The organism is Chitinophaga sancti, from assembly GCF_034087045.1.
Taxonomy (GTDB): domain Bacteria; phylum Bacteroidota; class Bacteroidia; order Chitinophagales; family Chitinophagaceae; genus Chitinophaga; species Chitinophaga sancti_B.
The window spans coordinates 2739221-2765688 of record NZ_CP139247.1; the positions used below are offsets into that span (position 1 = coordinate 2739221).

A 26468-nucleotide genomic window follows, 5' to 3' on the forward strand; every position below is an offset into this window, starting at 1 on the left:
CAAGTGGCCTTTTACGTGAAAATTTGGCACTTGTTTTTCACATGAGTTTGTGATAAATTTGATATATGAATAGATTTAAAGATTTTGTGGAATGGCAGGCCTTCGGTGTGTGCACCGCGATAGGCAACAGGCTGGGAGTAGCGACTTCCCGCATCCGCTTGTTTTTTATCTATGTGTCTTTCCTGACGATGGGATCCCCAATCATTGTTTACCTGATTATGGCTTTTTGGGTCAACATGAAGAACTACATTCTCAATGCCAGAAGAAACCCCTTAAGGTATTTGTAATTGCCACATTCAAACAAAAAAGGCTGACCAACATCGCTATTGATCAGCCCTCATTTTCTTAATCAAGGTGGAAATTCGTCATCGCGTGGTAGTGATTCTGTAACTGGTTTACAGTCAATGCACCCTTTATTTCGCGGTGCTCATCCCTGTAATCCAGCCGGATAGCTTCCCGGCCATCCAGTTCATGAAACATGACGGAAAATGGTCCACGAACGTAGATCCTGCGATTGTCAGGGTCTGGCGAGATGTTTTCTTTTGTGAATTGCAGTTTAAGTAACTGTTCTTCGCTGAGCGGAATAGGGTAAACGTCGGCCAGCTCATACCAGAATTCCTGTTCGCCTGTTTGAACACAAACCTGCTTATCTTCCCGATTGACCTCAAGAACGAGGCCCTCGTGCTTTTCGCCTTCGTATTCCACTATTACAGTATCGCCTGCTTTTACATCATGTAAGTTGATCATTGTGTGGATATTTTTGGGTGTTATTATTTGAATTTACGAAAATTACCCAAAAATCGGACCGGTAGCAGTTAAGCCGGTTTTCCTTAAAAGGGAAAACGCTTCTGCCACAGGCAAAAGCGTTTTATTATTATCTTACTACTTCCCTGATCCTTACCAGATCTTCCAGCAGTTTTTCCAGCAGATCCAGATGCAGCATATTTGCTCCATCAGATTTTGCACAGGAAGGATCCGGATGTGTTTCGATGAACAAACCATCTGCAGCGGTTGCAATCGCAGCTTTCGCAATAGTGCCGATCAGCTTTGGATTACCACCTGTCACACCGCTTGTCTGGTTAGGTTGTTGTAATGAGTGAGTGCAATCCATGATCACAGGTACACCCTGTTCCTTCATAATAGGAATGTTTCTGTAATCTACAACCAGGTCCTGGTAACCAAAGGTGGTACCACGCTCTGTCAGCATGATCTTTTCATTACCCGCCTGTCTTACTTTTTCTACAGCAAACTTCATTGCTTCCCCACTTACAAACTGGCCTTTCTTTACATTCACCACTTTGCCTGTTTCGGCAGCAGCGATCAGGATATCTGTCTGACGGCACAGGAATGCAGGGATCTGCAATACATCTGCATAAGCAGCAGCCATTGCAGCTTCGGCAGCAGAGTGAATATCGGTAGTAACCGGCAGGTTGAAAGTCTTGCCTACTTTCTGCAACAGGTCCAGTCCTTCCACATCACCAATACCACTAAATGAACTGATACTGGTACGGTTTGCCTTACGGTAAGAGGCTTTAAAAATATATGGTATCTGTAAACGCTCACAAATGCGGGATACTTTTTCAGCTACGTGCATCAGCAGCGCCTCGTCTTCCACCACACATGGGCCGGCTATCAGGAAAAAATTCTCTGGATTATATCTTTCGTTAAAAAGAGCTTTCAAATGTGAAACAGACATGATTTTTTGATTTGAGAATGCAAAGGTAGGTTATTCTCAGGGATTACTCTGATAAGGAGGAAGGAGCGCATTGTCATGAATTTGTAATCCACTTATTGAAAAAGCTTACTGGGCCTGTCTATGCTTTTAGCTACCTTCACAGATTGTTACCGCATTGTCATGCGATTTATGAAGATGATCATAATATTTGCGGAACCCAGTAATATTACGTTCTGAAAATTAATCACGAGTTAGCATGAAGAAAGACAAAATCCTGGTAATTGGTGCCTGTGGTCAGATCGGTGTTGAATTGACACTGGCGCTCAGGAAAATGTATGGCGACGCAAATGTTATTGCCTCTGACCTTCGGGAAGAACATGAATTACTAAAAGGTTCCGGGCCTTATGTCTCTCTGGATGTGATGAACAAGGAAATGCTGCATGTGCTGGTGATCCGTCACAACATTACCCAGATCTACCTGCTGGCGGCGATCCTCTCTGCTACCGGCGAAAAGAACCCGCTGCTGGCATGGCATATAAACATGGCCAGCCTGTTGAATGTACTGGACATTGCAAAAGAAGAAGGTATTGATAAGGTGTACTGGCCTAGTTCCATCGCCGTATTCGGACCAGATTCTCCAAAGGAAGATACACCACAACATACCATTATCGAGCCTACTACCATTTATGGTATCAGTAAGTTTGCCGGTGAACGCTGGTGTGAATATTACAATCACCGTTATGGCGTAGACGTACGCAGCCTGCGTTATCCAGGCCTGATCAGTTACAAGTCTGCACCGGGTGGTGGTACTACTGATTATGCAATTGAGATCTTCCACGAAGCGCTGGAAGAAAAGAAATATACCTGTTTCCTGTCAGAAGGCACTTACCTGCCTATGATGTATATGCCGGATGCGATCCGCGCTACGATTGAACTGATGGAGGCTGACAAGAACAAGATCAAGGTTCGTTCTTCCTACAATTTAGGTGCGATGAGCTTTTCTCCGAAAGAAATCGCTGCTGAAATAAAGAAACACATTCCCGAGTTTACCATTAACTACGCACCTGACTACAGGCAGGCAATTGCCGATGGATGGCCACAGAGTATTGATGATGAAAATGCGAGAAATGACTGGGGCTGGAAGCCGGAGTATTGCATGGAAAAGATGACGACAGATATGCTGAAGAACCTGAAAGAAACGGTTCGGTAGTAAGAGATTTCGCTGGCAAGCATCTACACCAGAATAATCCAGAAAAGTCCTGCCTTATGGCGGGATTTTCTATTAAAAAAAGCCCCGGTTCCAAAAGGAGCCGGGGCTTTTTTTAAATAAAATTATGCTACGAACCCAACTGCAACAGTCGAGTTACTAAACTCATCGATGAGTATGAACGCCCCGTTTGCAGGATTTACGCTATATGCATCTGCAAAGATCGGCGCAGCGGTCCTGATTGCAATCTTACCAATATCATTCAATCCCATGTCTTTCTTATCGGCAACCAGTTGATTACTCGTTACATCTACCACTTCGAGCAATTGCTGCACCTTTGCTTTCACACGGTTAATACCATGTTGCAGCAGGTAAGTTTTACCCGGTACCAGTTTTTGCTGATCCATCCAGCAAATGTTTGCAGTAATATCTTTGAGCAGGGCAGGGGCGTTGTCTACCTTTGCGAGCATGCTGCCACGGCTGGTATCGATTTCAGTTTCGAGTGTGATCACCACGCTCTCACGAGCCTGAGCTATGTCCAGTTGTTTTTCGAACTGTTCGATCGTCTTGATCCTGCTGGTCTGCTGAGAAGGCAGGGAAATGATTTCATCACCTACATTGAAATGACCACTTGTTACCTTACCGGCAAAGCCACGGAAGTCGTGGAAAGCCTCAGTTCTTGGGCGGATCACTGACTGTACAGCAAAGCGCGCCGGGTGGGTGCTGTCTGCATGGTCGAAGGAGATCAGTTCCAGGTAATCCAGCAGAGATTCATCCTTGTACCAGCTGATCTTTTCAGATTTACCGGCTACGTTCTCGCCATACAGGCTGGAAATAGGAATGAACTTGATAGAAGGAGCTTTGTAATCTGCCTGGTCTACAAGTGCCTGGAAATCTTCAACGATCTGATTGAAACGGGCTTCGCTATATTCAACCAGGTCCATTTTATTCACACATACTACCAGGTAAGGAATGCGCAGCAGGCTGGCAATAAAGAAGTGCCTGTAAGTCTGCTCCACGATACCTTTACGGGCATCGATCAGGATCAGTGATACCTGAGCGTTGCTTGCACCGGTTACCATGTTCCTGGTATATTCCACGTGACCAGGCGTATCAGCAATGATATATTTACGGTTAGGCGTAGAGAAGTAGATATGAGCCACATCGATGGTAATACCTTGTTCTCTTTCAGCTACCAGACCATCAGTGAGCAGGGACAGGTCAGTAAAGTCCAGTCCTTTGCGTTTGCTGGCTGCGTGCAACGCCTCCATTTTATCCTGTGGGATAGAGTTTGTATCATACAGCAGTCTACCTATCAAAGTGCTTTTACCGTCATCCACACTGCCGGATGTAGTTATACGTAAAACCTCCATTTATTGAAATTTCAGAATGTTAAGAGTAATTGTTTAGAAATAACCTGCCTGTTTACGTTTTTCCATAGCGGCTTCCGAGCGTTTATCATCGATACGGGCGCCTCTTTCAGAGATCTTGGCTTCCAGTATTTCAGAGATGATATCTTCCAGTTTGTCAGCTTCGGAAATCACAGCAGCGGTACAGGTCATATCGCCTACGGTACGGAAACGTACTTTCTGGCGGAACGGCACTTCTTCATCTGTGGTATTCAGGAATGGAGATGCTGGCCAATACATGCCATCTCTTTCTATGATATCTCTTTCGTGAGAGAAGTAGATAGAAGGGATTTCCAGCTTTTCTCTGCGTATATAGTTCCATACGTCCAGCTCTGTCCAGTTGGAGATAGGGAATACACGTACATTTTCGCCGATATTGATTTTACCATTCAGCATGTCGAACAGTTCGGGACGTTGCATTTTAGCGTTCCATTGACCGAATTCATCTCTTACAGAGAAGATCCTTTCCTTGGCACGGGCTTTTTCCTCATCACGGCGGGCGCCACCTATACAAGCATCATACTTCATCTCTTCGATGGCATCCAGCAGGGTTACCGTTTGCAGTGCATTCCGGCTTGCATATTTTCCGGTTTCTTCCTGTACTTTTCCCTGGTTGATACTATCCTGCACATTTCTTACAACCAGGTCCAGGCCTAAGCTTTCAACAAGCCAGTCACGGAATTGGATGGTTTCAGGGAAGTTATGCCCTGTATCGATATGCAATAAAGGAAAAGGACACTTACCGGGGTAAAAAGCCTTTTGAGCCAGTCTTACGATAGTGATAGAATCTTTTCCACCTGAGAAAAGGATGGCTGGCTTTTCAAACTGAGCAGCCGTTTCACGTAAAATATAGATGGCCTCATCTTCCAATGCCTGCGGAAACTCCCACTGTATTTTATTACTCATATATCTTGGTTTAACTGCGCATCCCGCAAATGGGACCTTAAATTTTAACTGAAAAATACACGTAATCCTTTATCCGTGCAAGCCACATTCTTTTTTGGAGAGTTCCCACCACCAGCGACCGGCGCGAGGATGTTCTCCTGGTTCAATGGCCCTGGTACAAGGTGCACAGCCAATGCTGATAAAACCATTGTCGTGGAGCTTATTATAAGGTACGTTGTTCGTTTTCAGGTAATCCAGCATCTGGTCAAATGACCAGTTGATCAGTGGCTGGTATTTATAAAGCTGTCGGCTTTCGTCCCATTCAATGTCGTGGAGAGACTGACGGTTTTCCGATTGCTCGGCCCGCAGACCTGTGATCCAGACTTTCACCCCTTGCAGTGCCCTGTTCAGCGGCACTACTTTGCGGATGTTACAGCATTCCTTGCGGTTTTCCACCGACTCGTAAAAGCTGTTGGGACCTTTTTCCCTGAGCAGCGATTCGACACTTGAGGTTTCAGGGAAGTAAACTTCAAAGTTTTGTTTGTAGCGGGCGCGGGTCAGATCCATAAGATCGTAGGTCTCCTGGAAGAGACGTCCCGTATCCAAAGTAAAAACCCTTACAGGGATCTTGTGGCGCCAGATCATGTCGGCAATGACCTGATCTTCTTGTCCGAAGGAGGTGGAAAATGCCACGGCTCCAGGAAACGCTGCTGCCAGCCAGGCCATTGCTGCTGGTGCATCAAGGCCTTCGATTGCTTGTCTGATGTCTTTCATCTTAATAAAAAAAACTTCCTTAGCTTCTTACTGATTTAACAAAATTACATAAACTCTATAAAAAAGATAGACTTTATTTTAATAAACTATACTTAAAAAAGAATCCCGCTACGTAATGTAGCGGGATTCAATTGATAATCAGTTAATTAGAGGGTAACCTGTCTGGTTAGGATATCTTTTAAAGTCTTGTTTTCCAGAATTTTCAGGGAAGCATCCCGCACTTTACTCATCACCTCATTGAGCCCGCAAACCGCCTCATCTTTACAATTTTCACAACGTTCATAGTAGTTCAGGCTCACACATGGCAGCAGGGCAATGGCCCCGTCCAGCAGGCGGATGATTTTAGCCAGGGCTATCTCCTTTGGCGGCTTCATCAGATAATAGCCGCCGCCTTTACCCTTTTTACTTCCCAGAATACCAGCGTTTTTCAACTCCAGCAAAATGTTTTCCAGGAACTTAATGGATATATTTTTTTCCTGCGCAATTTCAGATATCAGGATGGGTCCTTTATCTTGATTCTCTGCCAGGTGAATAAGTGCATGAAAAGCGTATTGTGTTTTTTTCGATAGCATACTTATGCAAAGATAACCTCTTTTTAAATACTACAGACTTAACACATCCTTCATACCGAACACTCCTTTTTTACCCTGGATCCATTCAGCGGCTACGACTGCACCTGAAGCAAAGCCTTCTCTGGAATGAGCGGTATGCGTGATGGTGATGTCGTCGATAGGAGAAGTATAGTTGATGATATGTGTGCCGGGTGCCGGATCTATTCTTTTGGAAATGATAGACAGTTCGGCGGGTGCTGTTGTATCAGCATTTACCCAGTTTTGTTTCCTTGTTACTTTTTCCAGCACCTGTTCCGCCAGGGTGATGGCGGTACCGCTTGGCGCATCGCGTTTTTGCGTGTGGTGAATCTCTTCCATCTGTACATTGTACTGTGGTTGGTGAGCCATTAGCTCAGCCAGTCGCTTGTTCACTTCGAAGAAGATATTTACGCCAATGCTAAAGTTACTTGCATACAGGAAAGCCTGATTTTTTTCAAGACACAGTGCTGTTACATTTGGCATATTTTCCAGCCAGCCGGTGCTGCCGCAGATCACAGGTACGTTGGCTTCAAAACACTTCAGGATATTATTGTAGGCAGTTTCTGGTCCGGTAAATTCAATGGCTACTTCGGCTTTCTGCAGGTTTTCCTTATTGAGTAATTCCTGGCTATCCTTATCAATACGAGCTACGATCTCATGTCCTTTTGCAACGGCAATGGCTTCTATCGCTTTGCCCATTTTCCCGTAACCAATTAACGCTATTTTCATCCTTTGTATGTTGATTGTAAATGTTTTACCATTTGGTAGGAGCGGCCAAGGCCAGTGAACTTACAGACCTTCTTTTTGAACCACCGAGGTTGATTTTGACGCTTACACCCAGTGCACGGTTATCGATCACGGTAGGGGTGATCTTCATACTCAGGTCGTCGCTCATGTCAAAGTTACGGAGGTGGGCAAATACGGTTGCATCCAGGATATTCAGGCCATATGCGAGTACGAATACGAGTACGGAGTAATCAACATACTCCCTGTATCCGTCACGCAGGTATTTCAGACCGGCATCGCTGTACAGACCTACGTAGTCGTCTACGGTATCCGCGTTACCGTCCATACGTATACGGTAGGCATCGCGGTAGGTCCTGTATTTGTTCATATTGAAGATATATGTGTAGGTAGTGATACCCATTGCCGCATAAACGAGTGGCAGTTTCCAGTATTCCCGGTTGTAGATCTGGCCCAGACCTGGCAGTACTGCTGAGTAGAGGGCGGCCTTGCGGGGACTATGAATGGGTGGTTGTACGATTGGTCCAACTGAGTCTTTTTTGACTACTGCTGATGAATCTTTCTTAGTAATAAAAAGCTGGGCACTGTCTTTACGGTTATCCGGCTGTTGTTTTTTCAACCATTCAGCTTTGGTACTGTCCTGTGCATTGGCAACAGTATGCAAAATGCATAATGCCGGCAAGGCCAGGAAACAAATGCGCAATAAAAAATGAAGTATGTTTCCGGACTTTTTAGCCACCGTATAAGTCTATTTTTTCTAATATACTATCCAGTTCCTCATCGGAGTAGAACTCGATCGTTACGCTTCCTTTACCGTTCTTGTTTCTATCCAGTTTCACTTTTGTGGAAAAATGGCTGGCCAGGTTATCTTCTATTTTCTGATAAGGAGGAGGTAATGTGCTCTTAGCTGGTTTTTTTACATTTCCTTTATCGATATGGGATACTTTCCGTACCAGTTCTTCAGTCTGGCGTACAGAAAGGCCATTCTGCATGATCTCGTTGAAGATGAAGAGTTGTTTTTCCACATTTTCAACGGCGATCAGTGCACGGGCGTGCCCCATACTGATTTGTCCGTTTCTTACGGACACCTGGATATCTGGTGGTAGTTTGAGTAGACGGATGTAGTTGGTAACCGTACTTCTTTCTTTACCCATACGGTCAGCCACCTGTTCCTGGGTGAGCATCACCTCGTCCATGAGGCGTTTGTAGCTCAGGCCAATTTCAATGGCGTTCAGATTTTCGCGCTGTAAGTTTTCCAGCAGGGCCAGTTCCAGCAGTTCCTGGTCATTGGCCTGGCGGATGTAAGCAGGAATGTCTTTCAGACCTGCCATCCGGCTGGCGCGCAAACGGCGTTCACCTGCTATCAGCTGATACTTTTTGGGGCCCAGTTTTGACACGGTAATCGGCTGGATCACGTCGTGCAAAGAAATGGACATACTCAGTTCCTGCAAAGCCTTCTCATCGAAGTCCCGGCGCGGCTGTTTTGGATTGATGTCAATCTGGTCCAGCGGAAGACGCTCGATACCAGTGGCCTGTACCACCACCTGCTCATTGAGCGCGTTGGAGGTTTGCTTCAGGTCAGTATCAATGTTTGCCAGCAGCGAGCGGATACCTTTACCCAGCGCCTCTTTCTTATTAGGAGTGCCCTTACTCTGATTGCTCATTGTTGATTGCTAATATTTTATCTTCAAGGTTAATACGTGTGAAATTATTCTTTTGCAGTATTTCCTTGGCAAGGTTCAGGTAATTGATAGCACCTGTACTTGCCGCGTCGTACATGATCACGGATTTACCAAAGCTTGGTGCTTCGCCCAGTTTGGTATTACGGTGAATAATGGTATTGAACACGCTTTCTTCAAAATGTTGTTTCACTTCGTCCACTACCTGGTTGCTCAGGCGGAGGCGGCCATCATACATGGTCATGAGGATACCCTCGATGGCCAGGTTTGTATTCAGGCGGCTCTGAACGATTTTTATTGTATTCAATAACTTGCCCAGACCTTCCAGTGCGAAGAACTCACACTGTACCGGAATGATCACAGAGTCAGATGCCACGAGGGCATTTACTGTGATCAGACCCAGAGAAGGGGAGCAGTCTACTATTACAAAGTCATATTCATCCCGTACACCGTCAATTACCTGCTTCATTACCTGTTCCCTGTTCGGGTGGTTAATGAGCTCCAGTTCAGCACCTACCAGATCAATATGGGAGGGGAGTACTTTCAGGTTCGGCGTATCCGATTCCAGCGTCACGTCTTTGGCCATACCATCGTTTACCATACAGTCATACAAACTTTGATGTATGTTGCGGAGGTCAAAGCCCAAACCGGTGGTGCTGTTTGCCTGTGGGTCGGCATCCACCAGCAGTGTTTTATACTCCAGCACTGCCAGGCTGCTTGCCAGGTTAATAGCGCTGGTAGTCTTTCCTACCCCACCTTTTTGATTCGCGATTGCAATTACTCTTGCCATTGTTGATTAGGTATTTCTTAGGTTTACTATAGGATAATAAATAGGTCCTGGCTGGGACAATAGTCCTTCACCATGGATGTAATATATATTTATTCTTATAAATCGATAGTAGTTCCTATTGCGGGTAATAGCAATTCCAAACCTGCCTGGGCAAACTGTTGTTTCGTTTTCTCCTGCTCTATCTTTATATAACCGAATGTATCGTAATGTATGCCGACAATCCTTTTACAATCAATAAATTCTGCGGCTATGATCGCATCTTCTGCTCCCATAGTGAAGTTATCTCCAAGTGGTAACACTGCAAAATCTAATTTCGCCCAGCGGGGAATCAGCTGCATATCCATGGTCAGCCCGGTATCGCCTGAAAAATAGAAGTTACCTTCGTCTGTGGTGAACACGTAGCCTACGGGGTTACCGCCATAAGACCCATCAGGATTAGAGCTGGAATGGGTAGCTACTACACATTTTACCGTACCAAAGTCAAAGTTCCACTTACCGCCTATGTTCATCGGGTGACCTTTTTCCACGCCCTGTTTTTTGGTCCAGCCTAACACTTCGGGTACAGCTACGACGGTTGCCTGAGTACGCTTAGCCAATGGAACGAGATCAGCAATATGATCTTCATGACCATGTGACATAAATATGTAGTCAGCTTCCAGCGTATTAACGTCAACAGACTTCGCTAATTCGTTGTAAGTGATAAACGGGTCAAAAACTATCTTTTTACCCTTTATTTCTACTGCAAAACAGGAATGACCGTAAAATGTAAGCTTCATATCTTTTCCAGAGTGTCTTTATGCCTTAACAATCAATATATTAGAATACGCCAGTCTGCAAATTCAATGCCACTGTATTATTCATTAGTATATATAATTAACCCAAGTTCGACAAAAATACAACGATTAAAGAAAATTCAACGGAGGGGGTTTATTTATTTATTCACAGAACTGCACTCTTTTGATTGTTAATATATTGAAATTCAGTTGTTTAGTACATAATGTTAAATGAAATAGAAAAAAAGTAATGTTCCATGCAATATGTTCCACGCTCATTCGTCTACCTATTTTTAGCAAGGGTCGCACTATTTTTGCAAGACTAATTTAATAAGAATAAGATAAGCAGATGCGCGCAGGATTAAACACATTCATACTAGCCGGGCTACTATTTTTACTTGATTTATATGTATTTATGGCCATCAGGGCCGTCTTTTACGGTGCGGCCGCCCGTTTAAAAACCATTGCTTTTACTACCTACTGGGTCATCTCGGCATTGGTATTACTCCTGGTGATGCTCTTGCCTTACCTCCATTGGGAGGATTGGTCCAAACATCTGAAGGGGTATATACTCACCATCATATTTGCCGTAGTGTTCGCCAAGTTGCTGGTGGCCGTCTTCTTATTATTAGATGACCTGCGCAGGGGAGTTACCTGGATTATACAACGGTTTTCTGCACCTGCTCCAAGTGAAATGACTGTGAGAGGTATTTCCCGCTCCCGTTTTCTCACCCAGTTAGCATTGATCACTGGTGGGGGCATGTTCGCCACCTTCATATATGGCCTCTCCAATAAGTATAATTATAAGGTGAGGCAGATGAGGCTTGCCTTCAAAAATCTGCCACCAGCTTTTAAAGGGCTGAGAATATTACAAATCTCTGATATTCACTCTGGTAGCTTTGATAATTATGACGCTGTACGCAAGGGGGTGGAAATGATCAATGCACAAAAGGCTGATATCGTGTTGTTTACGGGCGACCTGGTAAACGAGCTGGCGGAAGAAATGGATCAATATAAATCCCTGTTTAGCCAGATAAAGGCTCCTATGGGAGTTTATTCTACATTGGGTAACCATGACTATGGCGATTATCACGCATGGCCAGATAAAGATGCCAGCGGTTTTAGCCACCTCCGTATGCAAAACCTCGAAGCCCTGAAACAGGTACATGCCGATATGGGCTGGCGCCTGATGATGAATGAACATGTAGTGCTGGAAAAGGCTGGGCAACAAATTGGTTTGCTGGGTATTGAGAACTGGAGTGCAATGGCCCGTTTCCCCAAATACGGTGATCTGAAGAAAGCTTATGAAGGAGCTGAAAATCTGCCCTTTAAAATATTAATGTCACATGATCCCACCCATTGGGATGCACAGGTCAGAACAGAATACCCCGATATTGATCTGATGCTGGCAGGACATACCCATGGCATGCAATTCGGCGTCGAAATTCCCGGATTTAAATGGAGTCCTTCCCGTTTCGTCTTTAAAGAGTGGGCAGGATTGTACAGAGAAGGGAACCAGCGATTGTATGTAAATCGTGGTTTTGGCTTTCTCGGATACCCTGGCAGAGTGGGTATCCTGCCCGAAATAACCGTGATTGAACTCGTGTAAACAGCATTGTTAATTTATTTCACTTATCTTGCAGCTAAGTTAAACGCTACGTGCATGCGCCGCTGCTTTTGTATTTTCTTATTTCTGTTTTGTAGTCAGGCTGTATGGAGCCAGTCCCTTGCCGAACTGGAAAAGCAACTTGACTCCTTGCTGAAAAAGCGGGAGAAAAGTGAATTGATAGTAGGGCTGGGATATGGTAACAACCCTGCATACGGTAGTAAAGTGAACAATGGAGAACGACCAGTGGTTATGAAAACCTTCCTGTCTCCTACAGTTGGATATTACCATAAAAGTGGCTTTTATGGTACTTTCAGTAATTATTACCTGTTCAACTCAATTGGTACGCCATGGTTTGAATGGGATTTTTCTGCCGGGTACGATTATTCAAAGAGTAAGCATTTTTTGACTGGTATATCCTATACCCGGTATATTTTTGCTGATTCTGCCGACGTTCCTGCTACACCTATTAATAATGAATTATTCGCTTACTTCTATTACCGTGACTGGTGGATACAACCTGGTGTCAGCCTGGATTTCGGTTGGGGAAGTTTTGAAGAAGTGACCGGACCGAAAGGTCAGAACGGTGAACCTGCGCCTTCCCGCAACATATCTGGCAATGATTTTAATATCGTAGCAGCCATCCGTCATCCATTTATTTTTGTGGATGTACTGAAAAAGGACGATGCCCTTCTATTCACTCCTTCAATGGGACTGACAATGGGTACCGCCCATTATTACAGCAACTTACGTGCATTTCAATATATCTCCCGTTCTCCCTGGATGAAGGGTGATGGGCCGCAGGAAATATTTCGTCCTGAGGCGGAACGCTCGTCCAAAAAAGGATTTGAAGTGCGGGCATTGGATGTAACAGTAAGTACCTCCTATATCTTAGGTAAATTTACATTAGCACCATCCTTCACTGTATTCCAACCATTCCAGGGGCAGGATAAGAAAATTGTAAGCTACTTCACTGCACGCGTAGCCTATACATTAAAAAAATAGGCTTCCTGTTTCCTTCACATTTTCATACGATAAGAATTTTAGCATAAAATTTGCTCGCTTCGCTATGTCGGCGTAGGGGTATTTTTTTTGTGGCTCGTCTTGTAAATAATAGAAAAACCATTTATCCGTTTACTTAAAAACCTTGTTGAAAAAAAAACACTATATGAAAAAACTGTTTTTCGCCGTGGCAGTACTGTGTGTAACTGCATTCTCTTCTACAACTGTTAACGCCCAGTCCGGATTCTTACGTTTTGGTCTGAAAGGCGGTGCCAATCTGGGTAAACTGGATGGTAAAGGCTACAAAGATGGTTTTAACCTTGGCTACCACCTGGGTGGTTTTGCACAGATCAACCTGACTAAAGGTTTTGGTGTACAGGGTGAGTTGATCTTCTCTTCTACTAAAACTAAAACAACCAGCGACTTTAGTGAGGTGTATAATCCAGATAACCTGAATGATCCATCTAACAACAATAAGAAGATCAGTCTGAACTACCTGAGTATTCCGATCCTGGCAAACTTTAACCTGGGTACTCCCCGTATCAAACTGCAGGTAGGTCCTCAGTTCAGTGCACTGGTATCTGACAAAAATGTATTCAAAGGTGCAGACGATGCCTTCAATGGTGGCGATGTTTCCGGTGTAGCGGGTCTGTGGATCCAGCTGCCTATCGTAAACATCAGTGCCCGTTACATTGTAGGCTTCACTGATGTGAAGAATGTGAGCGATGTATCCAACACTGGCAACTGGAAGAATCAGGCGATTCAACTGGGTGTGGGTGTTACCTTGTAAGCACCTGTTATCTTCCTATAAAAAACTCGCTTTTACAACTAGTAAAAGCGAGTTTTTTATTTTAAACTTAATCGAAACGGTATTACGTATATTAATAATAGAAGGCCCTTTTCCTTTTTCGTGGCATTAAACTTGACAATATACCTATGCTTAGAAAAAAGGCGAAAAGAATAGCCACTGGCTGACAAAATGGCTACTTTTTGAATTTAAATTACGGAGATGAATAGATTTTACTTAACGAATTCAGAAGAGGAAATGGAATTCATGCCAATCATCCCGCTAAATGAAGACGGGGAGGGGCAGGAAGAAGATAATATACCCGAGGAGCTAGCTCTCTTACCTTTGAGAAATACGGTACTTTTCCCTGGTGTGGTATTGCCCATCACGGTTGGCAGAGATAAATCCATTAAAGCTGTAAACGATGCCTATCGTGGTGATAAACTCATTGGCGTAGTCGCTCAGAAAGATAGCACAGTGGAAGATCCTATCATTGCCGATCTGGCAGAGGTAGGGACAGTAGCGCGTATCGTAAAACTGATCAAAATGCCTGATGGGGGTACTACCATCATCATACAAGGGCGCAAAAGATTTAAAATCAGTGAGATCGTTGCAGAAGATCCATACTTCAAGGCACGTATCGATATACTCAACGACGAGATTGTAACAGACGATCCTGAGTTTGACGCATACATCTCTACTATCAAGGACCTGGCAGGACAAATTATTCAGTTGTCCCCGAATCTGCCATCAGAAGCCAGCATCATTCTCAAGAATATTGAAAATGAATCGTTCCTGGTGCACTTTGTCTCGTCTAATCTGAACTGCGACCTGAAAGAAAAACAGCAGCTGCTGGAAATCAATAACCTGCGTACCCGTGCAGAACTCCTGCTCAAACTGTTGCAGGTAGAACTACAGCTGGCAGAACTGAAAAACAAGATCACCAACAAAACGAAGGCGGATCTTGACAAACAACAACGTGAATACTTCCTGCAGCAACAGCTCAAATCCATCAAGGAAGAACTGGGAGGTGACAGCAATGACCGTGAAGTAAAGGAACTCCAGCGCAAAGCAGAGAAGAAAAAATGGACAGAAGCTGCCGGTGAACTTTTCCGCAAAGGAATTGAAAAACTGGAGCGTATGCACCCCAGCACACCTGACTACTCCGTGGTGTACAACCACCTGGACCTGATGCTGGACCTGCCATGGCAGGATTATACCGAAGACAGCTACGACCTTAAAAAGGCGAAAAAGATATTGGACAATGATCATTATGGCATGGACAAGATCAAGGAGCGTATCCTTGAATACCTGGCCGTACTGAAGCTGAAAGGTGACATGAAGTCACCCATTCTTTGCTTTGTAGGCCCTCCGGGTATTGGTAAGACCTCTCTCGGTCGTTCCATCGCCAGTGCCATTGGCCGTAAATATGTACGTCTCAGCCTTGGTGGTCTGCATGACGAAAGCGAGATCCGTGGTCATCGTAAGACTTACATCGGGGCGATGCCTGGCCGTATCTTGCAGAGCATCCGCAAGGTAAAGACCTCTAACCCGGTGATGATACTGGACGAAATCGATAAGATTGGCAACGATCACCGTGGCGATCCAAGTTCCGCTATGCTGGAAGTACTGGATCCTGAGCAGAACGGTACCTTCTACGACAACTACCTGGAGCTGGAATATGACCTGAGCAAGGTCCTGTTCATCGCGACAGCCAATGATATCAACGCCATCAGCCCTGCGCTGCGTGACCGCCTGGAAATCATTGACCTGAGTGGCTACTCCATCGAGGAAAAAGTAGAAATTGCCAAGCGCCACCTGGTTCCTAAGCAGAAAGAAGCCCATGGCCTCAAGCAGCTGAAAATGAGGATCAGCAACAGTGTGCTTGACAGGATCATCCAGGATTATACCCGTGAAAGTGGTGTGCGTGAGCTGGACAGACAAATGGCGTCCATTATGCGCTCCCTTGCCAAGGATGTAGCACTGGAAGAAGAGGTACCAGACAGTCTGACCGAAGAACATGTAGAAGAAATACTGGGTAAGGCCCGCTATTCCAACGAAATTTACAAGGTGGGTAATCCGCCCGGGGTAGCTGTTGGTCTGGCCTGGACCTATGTAGGTGGAGATATTCTCTTCATCGAAAGCAGTCTTAGTGAAGGCAAGGGCGATCTGCAGATGACGGGTAACCTGGGCAATGTGATGAAGGAATCTGCCAGCACGGCATTGAGCTATCTGCAGGCAAACTCTCACCAGTTCAATATTAATTCAAAGCAGTTCAGGGAAAAGAATGTACACATTCACGTACCTGAAGGCGCTGTACCAAAGGATGGTCCAAGTGCAGGTATCACCATGCTCACAGCATTAACTTCCGCATTCACAGGCAGAAAGGTGAAATCCTACCTGGCTATGACGGGCGAAATCACCCTCCGCGGACAGGTATTGCCAGTGGGAGGTATAAAGGAAAAGATCTTAGCTGCCAAAAGGGCGGGGATTAAAGAAATTATCCTCTGTTGGCAGAATGAAAAGGATATCAAGGAAATTAATCCCGATTATATCAAAGGGGTAAAGTTCCATTTTGTAAAAGAAATGAACCAAGTGATCGATATTGCGTTATTAAAAAAGTAACAAGTCTACGCCGGCCCTTTTCACAGTTGGGACCGGTGATGGATATATGTTGATTGTTTTAAGGGTTTAAAGTAAGGCCATGCTGCTCCCCGGCAGAATGGCCTTATTGTTTTTGTATATTTGTCTGAATGTACCGAATCATATTCCTATTCCTGTTCCTTACCCAATCCTCTTTTGCCCAGGTACTGGGAGGAAAAGCCACCTTTGCATTCTTAGACCTTCCGGTATCTCCGGCACAAACTTCCCTTGGCAGTATCAATGTAAGCCAGCTGGGTAATGACATTGCACTTTCTACACTGAACCCGGCGTTATTACGTCCGGATATGCATACAAATCTCCAACTCAATTATACCAGTTATTTTGCGGATGTACTGTATGGCCATGCGTTGTTTGGTTATCATTCAGATCAGTTGCAAACCACCTTTGCCGCTGGCATTCAATATATTGACTACGGCTCCATTACACAAACAGATGCAACCGGCAGTATCCAGGGGGCTTTTCGGCCCCGCGATATGGCCATCCAGGTGACTGCCTCCCGTCAGTATTTAGAAAGATGGCACTATGGAGCCACCTTGCAATTCGTACAATCCCGCTACCAGCAATACAATTCCACAGGTCTTGTATTACATTTTGGCCTTACCTACGAAGACACTACCCACCATTGGCAGGCAGGGTTCCTGGCAAAAAATATGGGGGTACAGCTCAGTACTTATACCCCTGGCAACCAGGAGCCACTACCTTTTGATTTACAGGTAGGTATTTCAAAAAAGCTGAATCAGCTTCCATTACAGTTATCCGCCACCCTCCATCACATTTATCAATACGACGTGCGTTATGCAGATCCCGGATTCCAGGAAAGCAGCTTAATTACCAACGGTGATACGGTAAAAACAAGTGGACAGGCAGTAGATAAAATATTCAGGCATTTTGTACTGGCTGCACATTGGGAAATCGGGCGTTTTGTGACGCTGACGGCGGGGTACAATCATTTGCGGAGACAGGAATTATCAGATCCTCAGTTAAGGGGGTTGAGTGGGTTTTCGGCAGGGGTAGGAGTGGTGACGAGGAAGATCCAGCTTCGTTATGCGAGGGCCTGGTATCAGCGCAGTGCTGCGCTGAACCAGTTTGGAATAAATTTGCCCCTGAAGGAATGGAGTTATTAATTACTCAGTGACCTTCAGTTGTCGCTTATACAATTGAATCGTGTTTTCCAGCCCCAGGTAGAGCGCATCACATACTAATGCATGACCGATGGATACTTCTTTCAGCTGGGGAATATGCAGCTTGAAGAAGCGCAGGTTGTCCAGGTTTAAATCGTGGCCTGCGTTGATATCCAACCCGATAGCGGTAGCAGCACGGGCAGTATTCTTATAATCGTTCAGGAGTTGGAAGTTCTGTTGTTGAGTTCTTGCATTGGTAAATTCCTCTGCATAAGGACCGGTGTACAATTCAATCCTGTCAGCACCGGCAGTTTTAGCAGCTTCTACTTTTTCAGGTTCTGCATTCAGGAAGATAGATACCCTGATACCAGCGGCTTTGAACGTACCAATCACTTCTTTCAGAAATGACTGATTAGCAATTGTATCCCATCCGGTATTGGAGGTAATGGCATGTGGGGGATCTGGTACCAGTGTAACCTGCTCTGGTTTTACTGATAGGACCAGGTCGATAAATTCTTTCGAAGGATAGCCTTCGATATTGAATTCTGTAGTGACTAATGGCTTCAGGTCCAGTACGTCCTGATAACGGATATGGCGCTCATCTGGTCTTGGGTGAACGGTGATACCGTCGGCTCCAAAACGTTCACAATCCTGTGCTACTTTCAAAATATCCGGGAGGTTACCGCCTCTGGCATTGCGCAGGGTGGCAAACTTGTTAATATTTACGCTCAATTTTGTCATATAACAAAAGTAACTTTTAAGCCACTAAAAACAAAAAGGGGCTACCACTGGCAGCCCCTTTTTTTGTGCGCTAAAAACGCTATTAATATCTGTAATAATCAGGCTTATATGGACCTTCTGCAGGAATGCTCAGGTATTCAGACTGAGTTGGAGTCAGTATATCCAGTTCCACACCGATCTTTTTCAGGTGCAGACGGGCAACTTTCTCATCCAGGTGCTTAGGCAGTACGTAAACTTTGTTCTCATACTTTTCAGTATGTAACCACAGTTCCAGCTGAGCCAGTACCTGGTTGGTGAAGGAGTTACTCATCACGAAAGATGGGTGACCGGTAGCACAACCCAGGTTTACCAGGCGACCTTCAGCCAGCAGGATGATGTCTTTACCATCGATAGTATATTTATCTACCTGTGGTTTGATTTCAACCTTGGTATTACCATAGTTCTTGTTCAACCATGCAACGTCGATTTCGATATCGAAGTGACCGATGTTGGACACGATACATTTATCCTTCATCAGTTTGAAGTGCTCGCCAGTGATAATGTCGCGGCAACCGGTAGTGGTTACGATGATATCAGCTTCTTTTACAGCATCAGACATTTTCTTTACTTCGTAACCTTCCATAGCAGCCTGCAGGGCACAGATAGGATCGATTTCAGTAACGATCACACGTGCACCAGCTCCTTTCAGAGACTCAGCAGAACCTTTACCTACGTCACCGAAACCAGCTACAACAGCTACTTTACCGGCAATCATTACGTCAGTAGCACGACGGATCGCATCTACACAGGATTCGCGGCAACCGTACTTGTTATCAAATTTAGATTTGGTAACAGAGTCATTGATATTGATAGCAGGAATAGGCAAAGTACCTTTCTGCATACGCTCATATAAACGGTGTACACCGGTAGTAGTTTCTTCGCTCAGCCCTTTCACGTGCTGGATCAGTTCAGTGTATTTGTCAAACACCATGTTTGTCAGGTCACCACCGTCATCCAGGATCATGTTCAGCGGACGGTCAGCACCACCGAAGAACAGGGTCTGTTCGATACACCAGTCAAATTCCTGTTCGTTCAGACCTTTCCATGCAAATACAGGTACACCTGCAGCAGCAACAGCGGCAGCAGCGTGATCCTGGGTAGAAAAGATATTACAGGAGCTCCAGCGTACTTCAGCACCCAGGTGTACCAGGGTTTCGATCAGCACAGCTGTCTGGATGGTCATATGTAAGCAACCAGCAATACGCGCACCTTGCAGTGGCTTGCTGTTACCATATTCTTCTCTCAGCGACATCAGACCTGGCATCTCAGCTTCCGCCAGCTCGATTTCTTTACGTCCCCACTCTGCCAGAGACATATCCTTTACTTTATAAGGAAGAGCAAAGTCAATGTTAGATTTAGCTATTGTAGACATTATTACTTGTTTTTTGCAAATCTAAATTTATTTTATGGGTAAAAACAATGCATTTGTTCTTTTTTTATTGTGGAAAACAGAACAAGCGTTTTTTTGAAACAGATTATCAGGCTCCGTTAAAATACCACCGATTTTACCTTAAAATAATGGAATGTGGATAAATATGTGAATTCGCAATAACATGATCCTGAACCAGGAGAGATAGTTATCCCCATTTATGGTACGTACATATTAACAATTAATATAAAATATTTTGTCTAAATATGGAATATTGAATATGTTTGTATTTCGATATATTATGGTTATCTTATAGTGCAGTGTGATGTACAGTGAATGATTGATTAATTGCCTTTCGTGAATCAGCATCGTGTTCCAATCCCTCATTCCCTACAATACTGTTGCAGGTAACGTTTTCATTACCATGCCTTTTTGCATTTTCGTGAAGGCTTTTGGCCATTTCTCTAATGGTTGAAACATGGCTGACTAAAGAAATTAGATGGATTATAGAACTTTACACGCTTTACTATGTTCAAGCTTCCCAATTCTGTGAAAAGGAATGCAACTGCCACACCCCGGAAAGTGTCACATACACTTAAAAGGATGTTCTTTGCAGCACTTTTATTATTGATATGCAGTCAGAGTCAGGTTATCGCGCAGACTGTAAAGGCTACTATCAATCCTACAGGGGGTGCCAGCGGTTCTAAAGACCTGAAGATCGATATCTATACCGATGGTAGCATCGTGGTGACCCGCAATGGTCTTACAGAAAGCTACAACCGGGCAGATAGTTCTCTGGGTATGAGGGCTTTTTTCGATTTTAAGAATCTGTCACACATGACAGACGAAACGACCCCAAAGGCGCCTACCAGTTGTTATGTCTCTCCTATATCTGGTACCGGTTCTTACGCCGATCCTTATAAAGTTCATGTAGTAGGTACTATTCTCGATCCATATTACAAGTATCCAACGGGACAAACGGGTACTGTGACCTGTATTATTACTTATGTAAAGAATACCAGTTACTTCTTCCTGGATTATGTTATGCACATGCCTCAGGTAAGTACGAACGACTACACCAGCGTTTTGTTCTATCTGTCTGAGCAGGTGGTAATGGGACCAAATGCTACCGCCGATCCGGATGAAGCCAGTAAATGTGGATATGGATTTATCAATAGCGATACGACTACCATTGGTATGTACAGAGATGCTGCCTGCTCTGAAACAGCAGAATCTCCCCGTAGCCATGTGTATCGCATGTACAGGAAATTCAAATCCTGGGAAGCATCCATTCCTGAAAACAGGTTCTACCTCGATGATGATGGATTATACCCGCACAACGTAGTTGCTGATGGGGTGGATGGTCGTGGTCGTTCTATGGGTATCATGCGTACTATGCCGATCTACGACAACAACTTTACAGCTACTCCTGTGAATTACAGGACTTTCCGTGTATTATCCGGTTATGGTACTACCAAGACGGAGTTCGATACAGTAGCAGCGATGGTCGATTCCATTCCTGTTACGGGATGGGGCAATGTGTCGGTACAGTTCTCGAGTGCTACCCTGTCTACCAATGAAGGAAGTGCAGCACAGGGTGAACATATTGATTCAAGCGTAACGTTAAAAGTGTCCGGTGGCAAACTCAATGCCCCGGTTTATGTTTTATTACAGTACGACTCAACTTATAGTTACACACATCCAGCTGTAAGAGGTACCGACTTTACCCTGGCAGAACAGGGAGTACTGATTCCTGCAGGTGACTATACGACTGCCAAAACCGTAAAGATCCCTAACCTTCATATCATAGGCAACGACCAGTTGCAATACAGTCGTACCCTACGCCTCAAACTGACGGCGACCTGTACGGACCTGATCTCCATATCCGGTACATCACAGTGTGATTTCACCATTGTAGATGATGAAGCCCGTGGTATGACCCTCACCATGGATAGCACCGCTATCCTGGAAGGTAACGCTACAAAAGCAAGATTGAAACTGACCTCTACTTCTCCTGAAGATGTAGTGGTAAGTTTCTCTACACATACTTCTTCTACCGCAGGTGATACCGATTATGTCGTACCTACTTCCATCACCATCCCTGCAAACAGTACGTATAGTTCTGACTTTACCATCTCTGCCAAATCCGATAAAGTGTTGGAAAATACAGAGAACCTGGTATTGCAGTTCAAGGGCACCATATTAGGTATTGACGTGACAGGCCAGCAAAATTTGACTATCAACGATAGTACATACTATAATGCTGCATATGCGAAAATCGTTTCGAGCCTGGTGAATCCAACCTCCGTCAATCCGATGACGGAAGGTTATGAAGGCTATGTGCGGTTCCAGCTACCTGATGGCGTGAGTACCGAAGTGCCTATCACAGTCAACGTTGATCTTAATTATAGTAAATCGACTGCGACTGATGGAGATGACTTTGACTTCTGGTATTATAATGGTCCGGTAACCATTCCAAAACTGGGTACTGGTGCGAACATCTATATCATAGCTTACGCTGATGGTTTACTGGAAGGTCCTACACCAGAATACCTGATCCTGGATGTTACTTCAGTGGATAATGTAGGTGCGGGTCGTTCTTATCCTTATAAAGGAGATACCCTTAAAATTAAGGATGCGGATTACGATTCTGCTATGGCACTGATCATGACACCTTCTCCTGCTACATTGCTGGAAGGTGCTACCAGTACAGTGACCGTAACGTTGCCAAATGGACTGAAGGCAGGATCTGCCATGAGCATTCCTATTGCAAGAGGTGTTTCATCCAAAGCAATTGCTTCCGATGCAACATTGTCGCTTAGTACTATCACCATCGCTAAGAATAAAACAAATACCACTTTCACAGTAAAAGCGGTGAAAGACAGCTTGCTGGAAAATGACGAATCATATTATGTAGTTGCTTCCCCATCAGGTTATATCAAAGACTCCTGTCTGATCACGATCAAGGATACTACCGGATTGATCTCCGGCAATAAGGTGCTGAACCTGACTATGACAACACCTTCTCTCAAAGAAGGAAATAGTTCCAACCTCACCCTTGCATTTGCAAAGAGTGGAATCATGGCGGGCGATTCACTGGCCATAGTGCTCACACCTGATGGTACAACCGTAGCTTCTCCATCTGATTATTATATCGGTGCCGGCAATACGATTTACATGCCACCAAATGTCAATAGCAAAACGGTGACAAATGGGTTTAGCGCACTGACAGATAATATTCTGGAAAATACGGAAGCATTTACTTTCAATGCAGCTACTGCTACAATTTCAGGATTAACGATCAATTCCATCTCCGGCTCTATACAGGATGCGACCAGCGACAATGCTGCCAACAGGATTGTGTCTATCACACCAGGTGCAACGACGATGGAAGAAGGTAGTGCATACACCTATACATTCAGTCTGCCTTCAGGTATTACCACCGAAGTGCCGATTACAATCACACCAATGATTGTAACCGGATCTACTGCTGATGCATCTGACTTCACACTGGATTCAACTACGATTACCCTCGATGCCACGAATCCTTCTTCGAATGTCACTACGATCAAAATCATTCAGGATAATATCCTGGAAAGCGATGAGCAATTGATTTTGGGTGGTACAGCTGCAACGACACTTTCTGCAGGTGTTACCGTAAATCAGGCCGCAAGCGTCACTATCAAGGATGTAACTGAATTAGGTAGCCTTGTCATCACTACAGATCGTACGGATATAGTAGAAGGTGGTACGGGTGCATACATCACGATCTCCTTACCAGGTGGCAATGTACCTACAGCACCGTTGACAATCTCCCTGAGCCGTGGCAATAGCTCACAGGCTACCAGCGGATACGCAGGACTGCCACAGACAGTGACGCTGACAACCAATTCAGTGACAATTCCTGTTCCTGTATCAGCACTGACTGATAATATAATAGGAGACAATGAATCATTGGTAGTATTGATCGAAGCAGCAGGTTATCCAAGTGATTCTGTGACATTGAACATGATAGACGCAACTGCTGATGATCCTGCTAATATGAAAATTACCTTCACACCAGAACCTGCATCACAAGGCAGTCATGTGGAAGAAGGTAGTACATATACAGTAAGAGCCAGCTTCCCTGATGGCATCAAATTGTATTCACCAGTGTCTTTGAATGTAACACCAGGCAATCTCTCCGCAGCAAGTGCAAGCGATTACACAGGTGTACCAACTACAGTAACGATTGATACTTCTGGTCACGTTGATTTCGTCATCACTGCAAAAGCTGATAATATCATCGAAGCTTCTGAACTGCTGAGAATATCAGGAAATACACCTGATATGAGCACAGTAACGGTAGACAGTCTGGATATTTACATTGACGATGTAAGCACCAGCACACAGCTACAGATGATCATCGATTCAAGCAGCATTCACAAAGGCAACACTACCAAAGTAACCATCGGTTTTGCAAACAGTAGTGTAACTTCAGCGAGCGATATCATCATCACAGTAATAGCTGATGAATCATCTACTGCCGATACAACAAATTATACAGGCCTGCCAAGGTTCGTAACACTGCCGAAAGACAGTAACTATGTTACCTTCTTCCTGAACATACCGAACAATTATAAAATAGAAGGTCCAACCGTATTACAGTTCAAAGACAGTGCAACCGGATACACATTTGCATCCATCGCACCGCTCAATATTCTGGATGCGGAAGGTCAGCCAATCACACTTGAGAAAGTAACCGATGCTGCGGAACCAGCTACAGACGGTGCATTCAAAGTGGTGATGCCAGCTGTATCAACTACAGATGTAAGTGTAACGCTGACCACTACCTACGCTGGTACCAATATCAAGGATGTGCAAACGACCGTTACGATTCCTGCAGGCAGCCTTGAAGTAACAGTACCGGTATATATCATAGACGACATTATCCTGCAGGGTAACCTGGTACTCCAGGTAAATCTGACAGGTGCTACAACAGTACAAAGTGGTGCAACGAAGAGTCTGTATGTAAGCGGTTCTACCATGTACATGAACGTATTTGATGATGAGAGCAGTGATACAGGCGAACAGGCAGAGGCACGTACTATGTTGATCGAACGTATTGCCGATGCTTATCAGCCATCAACAAGCGGTCAGTTCCGTATCAGGTTCAACGACTCTACACTGGTAGCTACACAGGATGTAAAAGTAACTTACAATGTGGGAGGCACAGCAGTAGCAGGTTCTGATTACGTAGCGCTGAGTGGTAGTGTTACGATCCCTGCTGGTTCCAGCATGGTAACATTTGATGTAGTGCCTTCCGGTTTGTTGACAGCAGGTAGTGCCAAATATGTCACTGCTGCATTGGCTGGTGTCACCTCCAACATTCCGCTGGTAACCTGGCCGCTGAGCGCCAGTGCATCTATTTCAACAGTATTTATTTATAACAATAATGTAGATACACCTTCAGTAAACCTGTTTGCATCTACCAGTACGATTGCAGAAGGCGACTCTGTGAAATTCTACTTAAGAACTACGAAGTCTATCAACCTGGATCTGCCTATCACAGTAGCAGTAACGAGCGATGTGTATAGAACGACGACCATCCATGGAGGAACAACATCTGGCAACAAAGTAGTTGTAACATTGCCTGCGGGTGCACAGGAAACTTCCTTCACCGTGGTAGTTGACGACAACCAACTGAATGACGATGATGGATGGGTACAGGCAACCATACAGGAATACGATCCGTTGAGCAGTGGTCCTGCTTACTATGTAGGTCTGGCAAGTGAGGTGAAGAACTCCGTAACAGATAATGACACGCTGAAAATATCATTTAGCAAGAGTCAGTTCTCCGTCGTAGTACCATTTGATACAACAGGTGTACCACTGCCGTTCGAACTGTCTATGACCCGCGCCAGCTCTCGTATCATCACCATCTACTATGAGTTCTACGAACCAGGAAAAAGTGAACTGTTGAGTGGCACAAGTGTGGCAGTTGCAGGTAAGGATTACGATGGATCAGTAACACCGTTGCTCATTATGCCAAATACAAATTCTACATCAATTCCGGTATTGGTAAATAGTGTGGAAAAGAACAAAATGTTTGGTATGCGTTTGCTCAGAGCGACAGTAACTTCTACACAGAACGTACCAACCCTCGATTCACTGAGCACAGCTACAGGTCTGATTGAAATCTGTAAAGATTGTGATTCAGATGGTGATGGCGTACCTGATTATGTAGAGCGTTTCATCACTGATGGAAGATGGCAGGACAACAATAGCGGGAATCTGCGCGTACATCCAGCAATGTCTCCAAACGGCGATGGATTGGGCAACGACGTGATGTACATTGAAAATATTGATTCCTATCCTGATAATGAAGTAACAGTATTCAACCGTTGGGGTGGTACTGTATTTACAACGAAAGGCTATAATAACAGTTCAAACAATTTCAACGGAAAGGCGAATACAGGAAGTGCAAAAAATCAGGATGTTCCGGATGGTTCTTATTTCTTCATTATCCATGCAACAGATGCATCGGGTAAGAAGATCAAATACACCGGATTCCTTGTCATAAAGAGATCATAAGAAAACCAGCGAATGGAAGCAGCTGTCTCCATTCGCTGTA

Annotated in this window: 21 protein-coding genes; 8 read left to right on the forward strand and 13 right to left on the reverse strand. The window is 44.6% G+C overall.

Features of this window, described 5'->3' with window-relative positions; genetic code table 11:
- The first annotated feature begins 65 nt into the window (after positions 1–65).
- Complete coding sequence (locus SIO70_RS11475) at positions 66–287, forward strand: PspC domain-containing protein (protein WP_083720643.1); 222 nt, start codon at positions 66–68, stop codon at positions 285–287.
- 58 nt (positions 288–345) lie between these two features.
- On the opposite strand, the gene SIO70_RS11480 is transcribed toward SIO70_RS11475, so the two are convergent.
- Together SIO70_RS11480 and kdsA are read right to left on the reverse strand one after the other, a co-directional pair.
- Positions 346–747 carry a hypothetical protein gene (locus tag SIO70_RS11480; RefSeq protein ID WP_083720641.1) on the reverse strand — a complete coding sequence of 134 codons (402 nt, stop codon included), beginning with the start codon at positions 745–747 and terminating at the stop codon, positions 346–348.
- 127 nt (positions 748–874) lie between these two features.
- Complete coding sequence (gene kdsA, locus SIO70_RS11485; RefSeq protein ID WP_320581001.1) at positions 875–1696, reverse strand: 3-deoxy-8-phosphooctulonate synthase; 822 nt, start codon at positions 1694–1696, stop codon at positions 875–877.
- Positions 1697–1931: 235 nt separating this feature from the next.
- On the opposite strand from kdsA, the gene SIO70_RS11490 reads away from it, so the two are divergent.
- Positions 1932–2885: an NAD-dependent epimerase/dehydratase family protein gene (locus SIO70_RS11490; RefSeq protein ID WP_320581002.1), complete on the forward strand. Its 954-nt coding sequence runs from the start codon at positions 1932–1934 to the stop codon at positions 2883–2885.
- Positions 2886–3007: 122 nt separating this feature from the next.
- Here the strand turns inward: SIO70_RS11490 and SIO70_RS11495 are convergent, their stop codons facing one another.
- From SIO70_RS11495 to SIO70_RS11535, 9 genes are all read right to left on the reverse strand, one after another.
- Positions 3008–4255: a sulfate adenylyltransferase subunit 1 gene (locus SIO70_RS11495; RefSeq protein ID WP_320581003.1), complete on the reverse strand. Its 1248-nt coding sequence runs from the start codon at positions 4253–4255 to the stop codon at positions 3008–3010.
- A gap of 33 nt (positions 4256–4288) precedes the next feature.
- Entirely contained in the window at positions 4289–5197 is a 909-nt protein-coding gene (gene cysD / locus SIO70_RS11500; protein WP_083720632.1) for a sulfate adenylyltransferase subunit CysD, read from the reverse strand.
- Between the two features lie 69 nt (positions 5198–5266).
- The gene (locus SIO70_RS11505; RefSeq protein WP_320581004.1) at positions 5267–5950 is read right to left on the reverse strand and encodes a phosphoadenylyl-sulfate reductase; all 684 of its coding nucleotides are present in this window, start codon (positions 5948–5950) and stop codon (positions 5267–5269) included.
- 146 nt (positions 5951–6096) lie between these two features.
- Positions 6097–6522, reverse strand: a complete 426-nt coding sequence (locus SIO70_RS11510) for an Rrf2 family transcriptional regulator (RefSeq protein WP_320581005.1) — start codon at positions 6520–6522, stop codon at positions 6097–6099.
- Positions 6523–6552: 30 nt separating this feature from the next.
- Complete coding sequence (gene dapB, locus SIO70_RS11515; RefSeq protein ID WP_320581006.1) at positions 6553–7269, reverse strand: 4-hydroxy-tetrahydrodipicolinate reductase; 717 nt, start codon at positions 7267–7269, stop codon at positions 6553–6555.
- Positions 7270–7294: 25 nt separating this feature from the next.
- Complete coding sequence (locus tag SIO70_RS11520; protein WP_320581007.1) at positions 7295–8023, reverse strand: DUF5683 domain-containing protein; 729 nt, start codon at positions 8021–8023, stop codon at positions 7295–7297.
- Positions 8016–8948 carry a ParB/RepB/Spo0J family partition protein gene (locus SIO70_RS11525; protein ID WP_083720622.1) on the reverse strand — a complete coding sequence of 311 codons (933 nt, stop codon included), beginning with the start codon at positions 8946–8948 and terminating at the stop codon, positions 8016–8018. Before SIO70_RS11525 ends, SIO70_RS11520 begins: the two co-directional genes overlap by 8 nt.
- Positions 8932–9753: an AAA family ATPase gene (locus SIO70_RS11530; protein ID WP_320581008.1), complete on the reverse strand. Its 822-nt coding sequence runs from the start codon at positions 9751–9753 to the stop codon at positions 8932–8934. Before SIO70_RS11530 ends, SIO70_RS11525 begins: the two co-directional genes overlap by 17 nt.
- Positions 9754–9848: 95 nt before the next feature.
- Positions 9849–10529: a metal-dependent hydrolase gene (locus SIO70_RS11535; protein WP_320581009.1), complete on the reverse strand. Its 681-nt coding sequence runs from the start codon at positions 10527–10529 to the stop codon at positions 9849–9851.
- Between the two features lie 346 nt (positions 10530–10875).
- Between SIO70_RS11535 and SIO70_RS11540 the strand changes: the two genes are divergently transcribed.
- From SIO70_RS11540 to porQ, 5 genes are all read left to right on the forward strand, one after another.
- The gene (locus SIO70_RS11540; protein ID WP_320581010.1) at positions 10876–12135 is read left to right on the forward strand and encodes a metallophosphoesterase; all 1260 of its coding nucleotides are present in this window, start codon (positions 10876–10878) and stop codon (positions 12133–12135) included.
- A gap of 54 nt (positions 12136–12189) precedes the next feature.
- The gene (locus SIO70_RS11545) at positions 12190–13137 is read left to right on the forward strand and encodes a hypothetical protein (protein ID WP_320581011.1); all 948 of its coding nucleotides are present in this window, start codon (positions 12190–12192) and stop codon (positions 13135–13137) included.
- Positions 13138–13300: 163 nt separating this feature from the next.
- Positions 13301–13924, forward strand: a complete 624-nt coding sequence (locus tag SIO70_RS11550) for a porin family protein (RefSeq protein WP_320581012.1) — start codon at positions 13301–13303, stop codon at positions 13922–13924.
- 219 nt (positions 13925–14143) lie between these two features.
- The gene (gene lon / locus SIO70_RS11555; protein ID WP_320581013.1) at positions 14144–16546 is read left to right on the forward strand and encodes an endopeptidase La; all 2403 of its coding nucleotides are present in this window, start codon (positions 14144–14146) and stop codon (positions 16544–16546) included.
- Between the two features lie 128 nt (positions 16547–16674).
- Positions 16675–17709: a type IX secretion system protein PorQ gene (porQ, locus tag SIO70_RS11560; protein WP_320581014.1), complete on the forward strand. Its 1035-nt coding sequence runs from the start codon at positions 16675–16677 to the stop codon at positions 17707–17709.
- Here the strand turns inward: porQ and SIO70_RS11565 are convergent, their stop codons facing one another.
- Together SIO70_RS11565 and ahcY are read right to left on the reverse strand one after the other, a co-directional pair.
- Positions 17710–18447: a pyridoxine 5'-phosphate synthase gene (locus SIO70_RS11565; RefSeq protein WP_320581015.1), complete on the reverse strand. Its 738-nt coding sequence runs from the start codon at positions 18445–18447 to the stop codon at positions 17710–17712. It abuts the gene before it with no gap.
- An 82-nt stretch (positions 18448–18529) separates the two neighbouring features.
- Positions 18530–19858 carry an adenosylhomocysteinase gene (gene ahcY, locus SIO70_RS11570; protein WP_320581016.1) on the reverse strand — a complete coding sequence of 443 codons (1329 nt, stop codon included), beginning with the start codon at positions 19856–19858 and terminating at the stop codon, positions 18530–18532.
- A gap of 525 nt (positions 19859–20383) precedes the next feature.
- Here ahcY and SIO70_RS11575 point away from each other — a divergent pair.
- Entirely contained in the window at positions 20384–26428 is a 6045-nt protein-coding gene (locus tag SIO70_RS11575) for a gliding motility-associated C-terminal domain-containing protein (RefSeq protein WP_320581017.1), read from the forward strand.
- The last annotated feature ends 40 nt before the right edge of the window (positions 26429–26468 follow it).

Excerpts from the sequence above, each read along its gene's own strand:
- SIO70_RS11475 (WP_083720643.1), top strand. The coding sequence starts at position 66 with ATGAATAGATTTAAAGATTTTGTGGAATGGCAGGCCTTCGGTGTGTGC.
- SIO70_RS11480 (WP_083720641.1), bottom strand. The coding sequence starts at position 747 with ATGATCAACTTACATGATGTAAAAGCAGGCGATACTGTAATAGTGGAA.
- kdsA (WP_320581001.1), bottom strand. The coding sequence starts at position 1,696 with ATGTCTGTTTCACATTTGAAAGCTCTTTTTAACGAAAGATATAATCCA.
- SIO70_RS11490 (WP_320581002.1), top strand. The coding sequence starts at position 1,932 with ATGAAGAAAGACAAAATCCTGGTAATTGGTGCCTGTGGTCAGATCGGT.
- SIO70_RS11495 (WP_320581003.1), bottom strand. The coding sequence starts at position 4,255 with ATGGAGGTTTTACGTATAACTACATCCGGCAGTGTGGATGACGGTAAA.
- cysD (WP_083720632.1), bottom strand. The coding sequence starts at position 5,197 with ATGAGTAATAAAATACAGTGGGAGTTTCCGCAGGCATTGGAAGATGAG.
- SIO70_RS11505 (WP_320581004.1), bottom strand. The coding sequence starts at position 5,950 with ATGAAAGACATCAGACAAGCAATCGAAGGCCTTGATGCACCAGCAGCA.
- SIO70_RS11510 (WP_320581005.1), bottom strand. The coding sequence starts at position 6,522 with ATGCTATCGAAAAAAACACAATACGCTTTTCATGCACTTATTCACCTG.
- dapB (WP_320581006.1), bottom strand. The coding sequence starts at position 7,269 with ATGAAAATAGCGTTAATTGGTTACGGGAAAATGGGCAAAGCGATAGAA.
- SIO70_RS11525 (WP_083720622.1), bottom strand. The coding sequence starts at position 8,948 with ATGAGCAATCAGAGTAAGGGCACTCCTAATAAGAAAGAGGCGCTGGGT.
- SIO70_RS11530 (WP_320581008.1), bottom strand. The coding sequence starts at position 9,753 with ATGGCAAGAGTAATTGCAATCGCGAATCAAAAAGGTGGGGTAGGAAAG.
- SIO70_RS11535 (WP_320581009.1), bottom strand. The coding sequence starts at position 10,529 with ATGAAGCTTACATTTTACGGTCATTCCTGTTTTGCAGTAGAAATAAAG.
- SIO70_RS11540 (WP_320581010.1), top strand. The coding sequence starts at position 10,876 with ATGCGCGCAGGATTAAACACATTCATACTAGCCGGGCTACTATTTTTA.
- SIO70_RS11545 (WP_320581011.1), top strand. The coding sequence starts at position 12,190 with ATGCGCCGCTGCTTTTGTATTTTCTTATTTCTGTTTTGTAGTCAGGCT.
- SIO70_RS11550 (WP_320581012.1), top strand. The coding sequence starts at position 13,301 with ATGAAAAAACTGTTTTTCGCCGTGGCAGTACTGTGTGTAACTGCATTC.
- lon (WP_320581013.1), top strand. The coding sequence starts at position 14,144 with ATGAATAGATTTTACTTAACGAATTCAGAAGAGGAAATGGAATTCATG.
- porQ (WP_320581014.1), top strand. The coding sequence starts at position 16,675 with ATGTACCGAATCATATTCCTATTCCTGTTCCTTACCCAATCCTCTTTT.
- SIO70_RS11565 (WP_320581015.1), bottom strand. The coding sequence starts at position 18,447 with ATGACAAAATTGAGCGTAAATATTAACAAGTTTGCCACCCTGCGCAAT.
- ahcY (WP_320581016.1), bottom strand. The coding sequence starts at position 19,858 with ATGTCTACAATAGCTAAATCTAACATTGACTTTGCTCTTCCTTATAAA.
- SIO70_RS11575 (WP_320581017.1), top strand. The coding sequence starts at position 20,384 with ATGTTCAAGCTTCCCAATTCTGTGAAAAGGAATGCAACTGCCACACCC.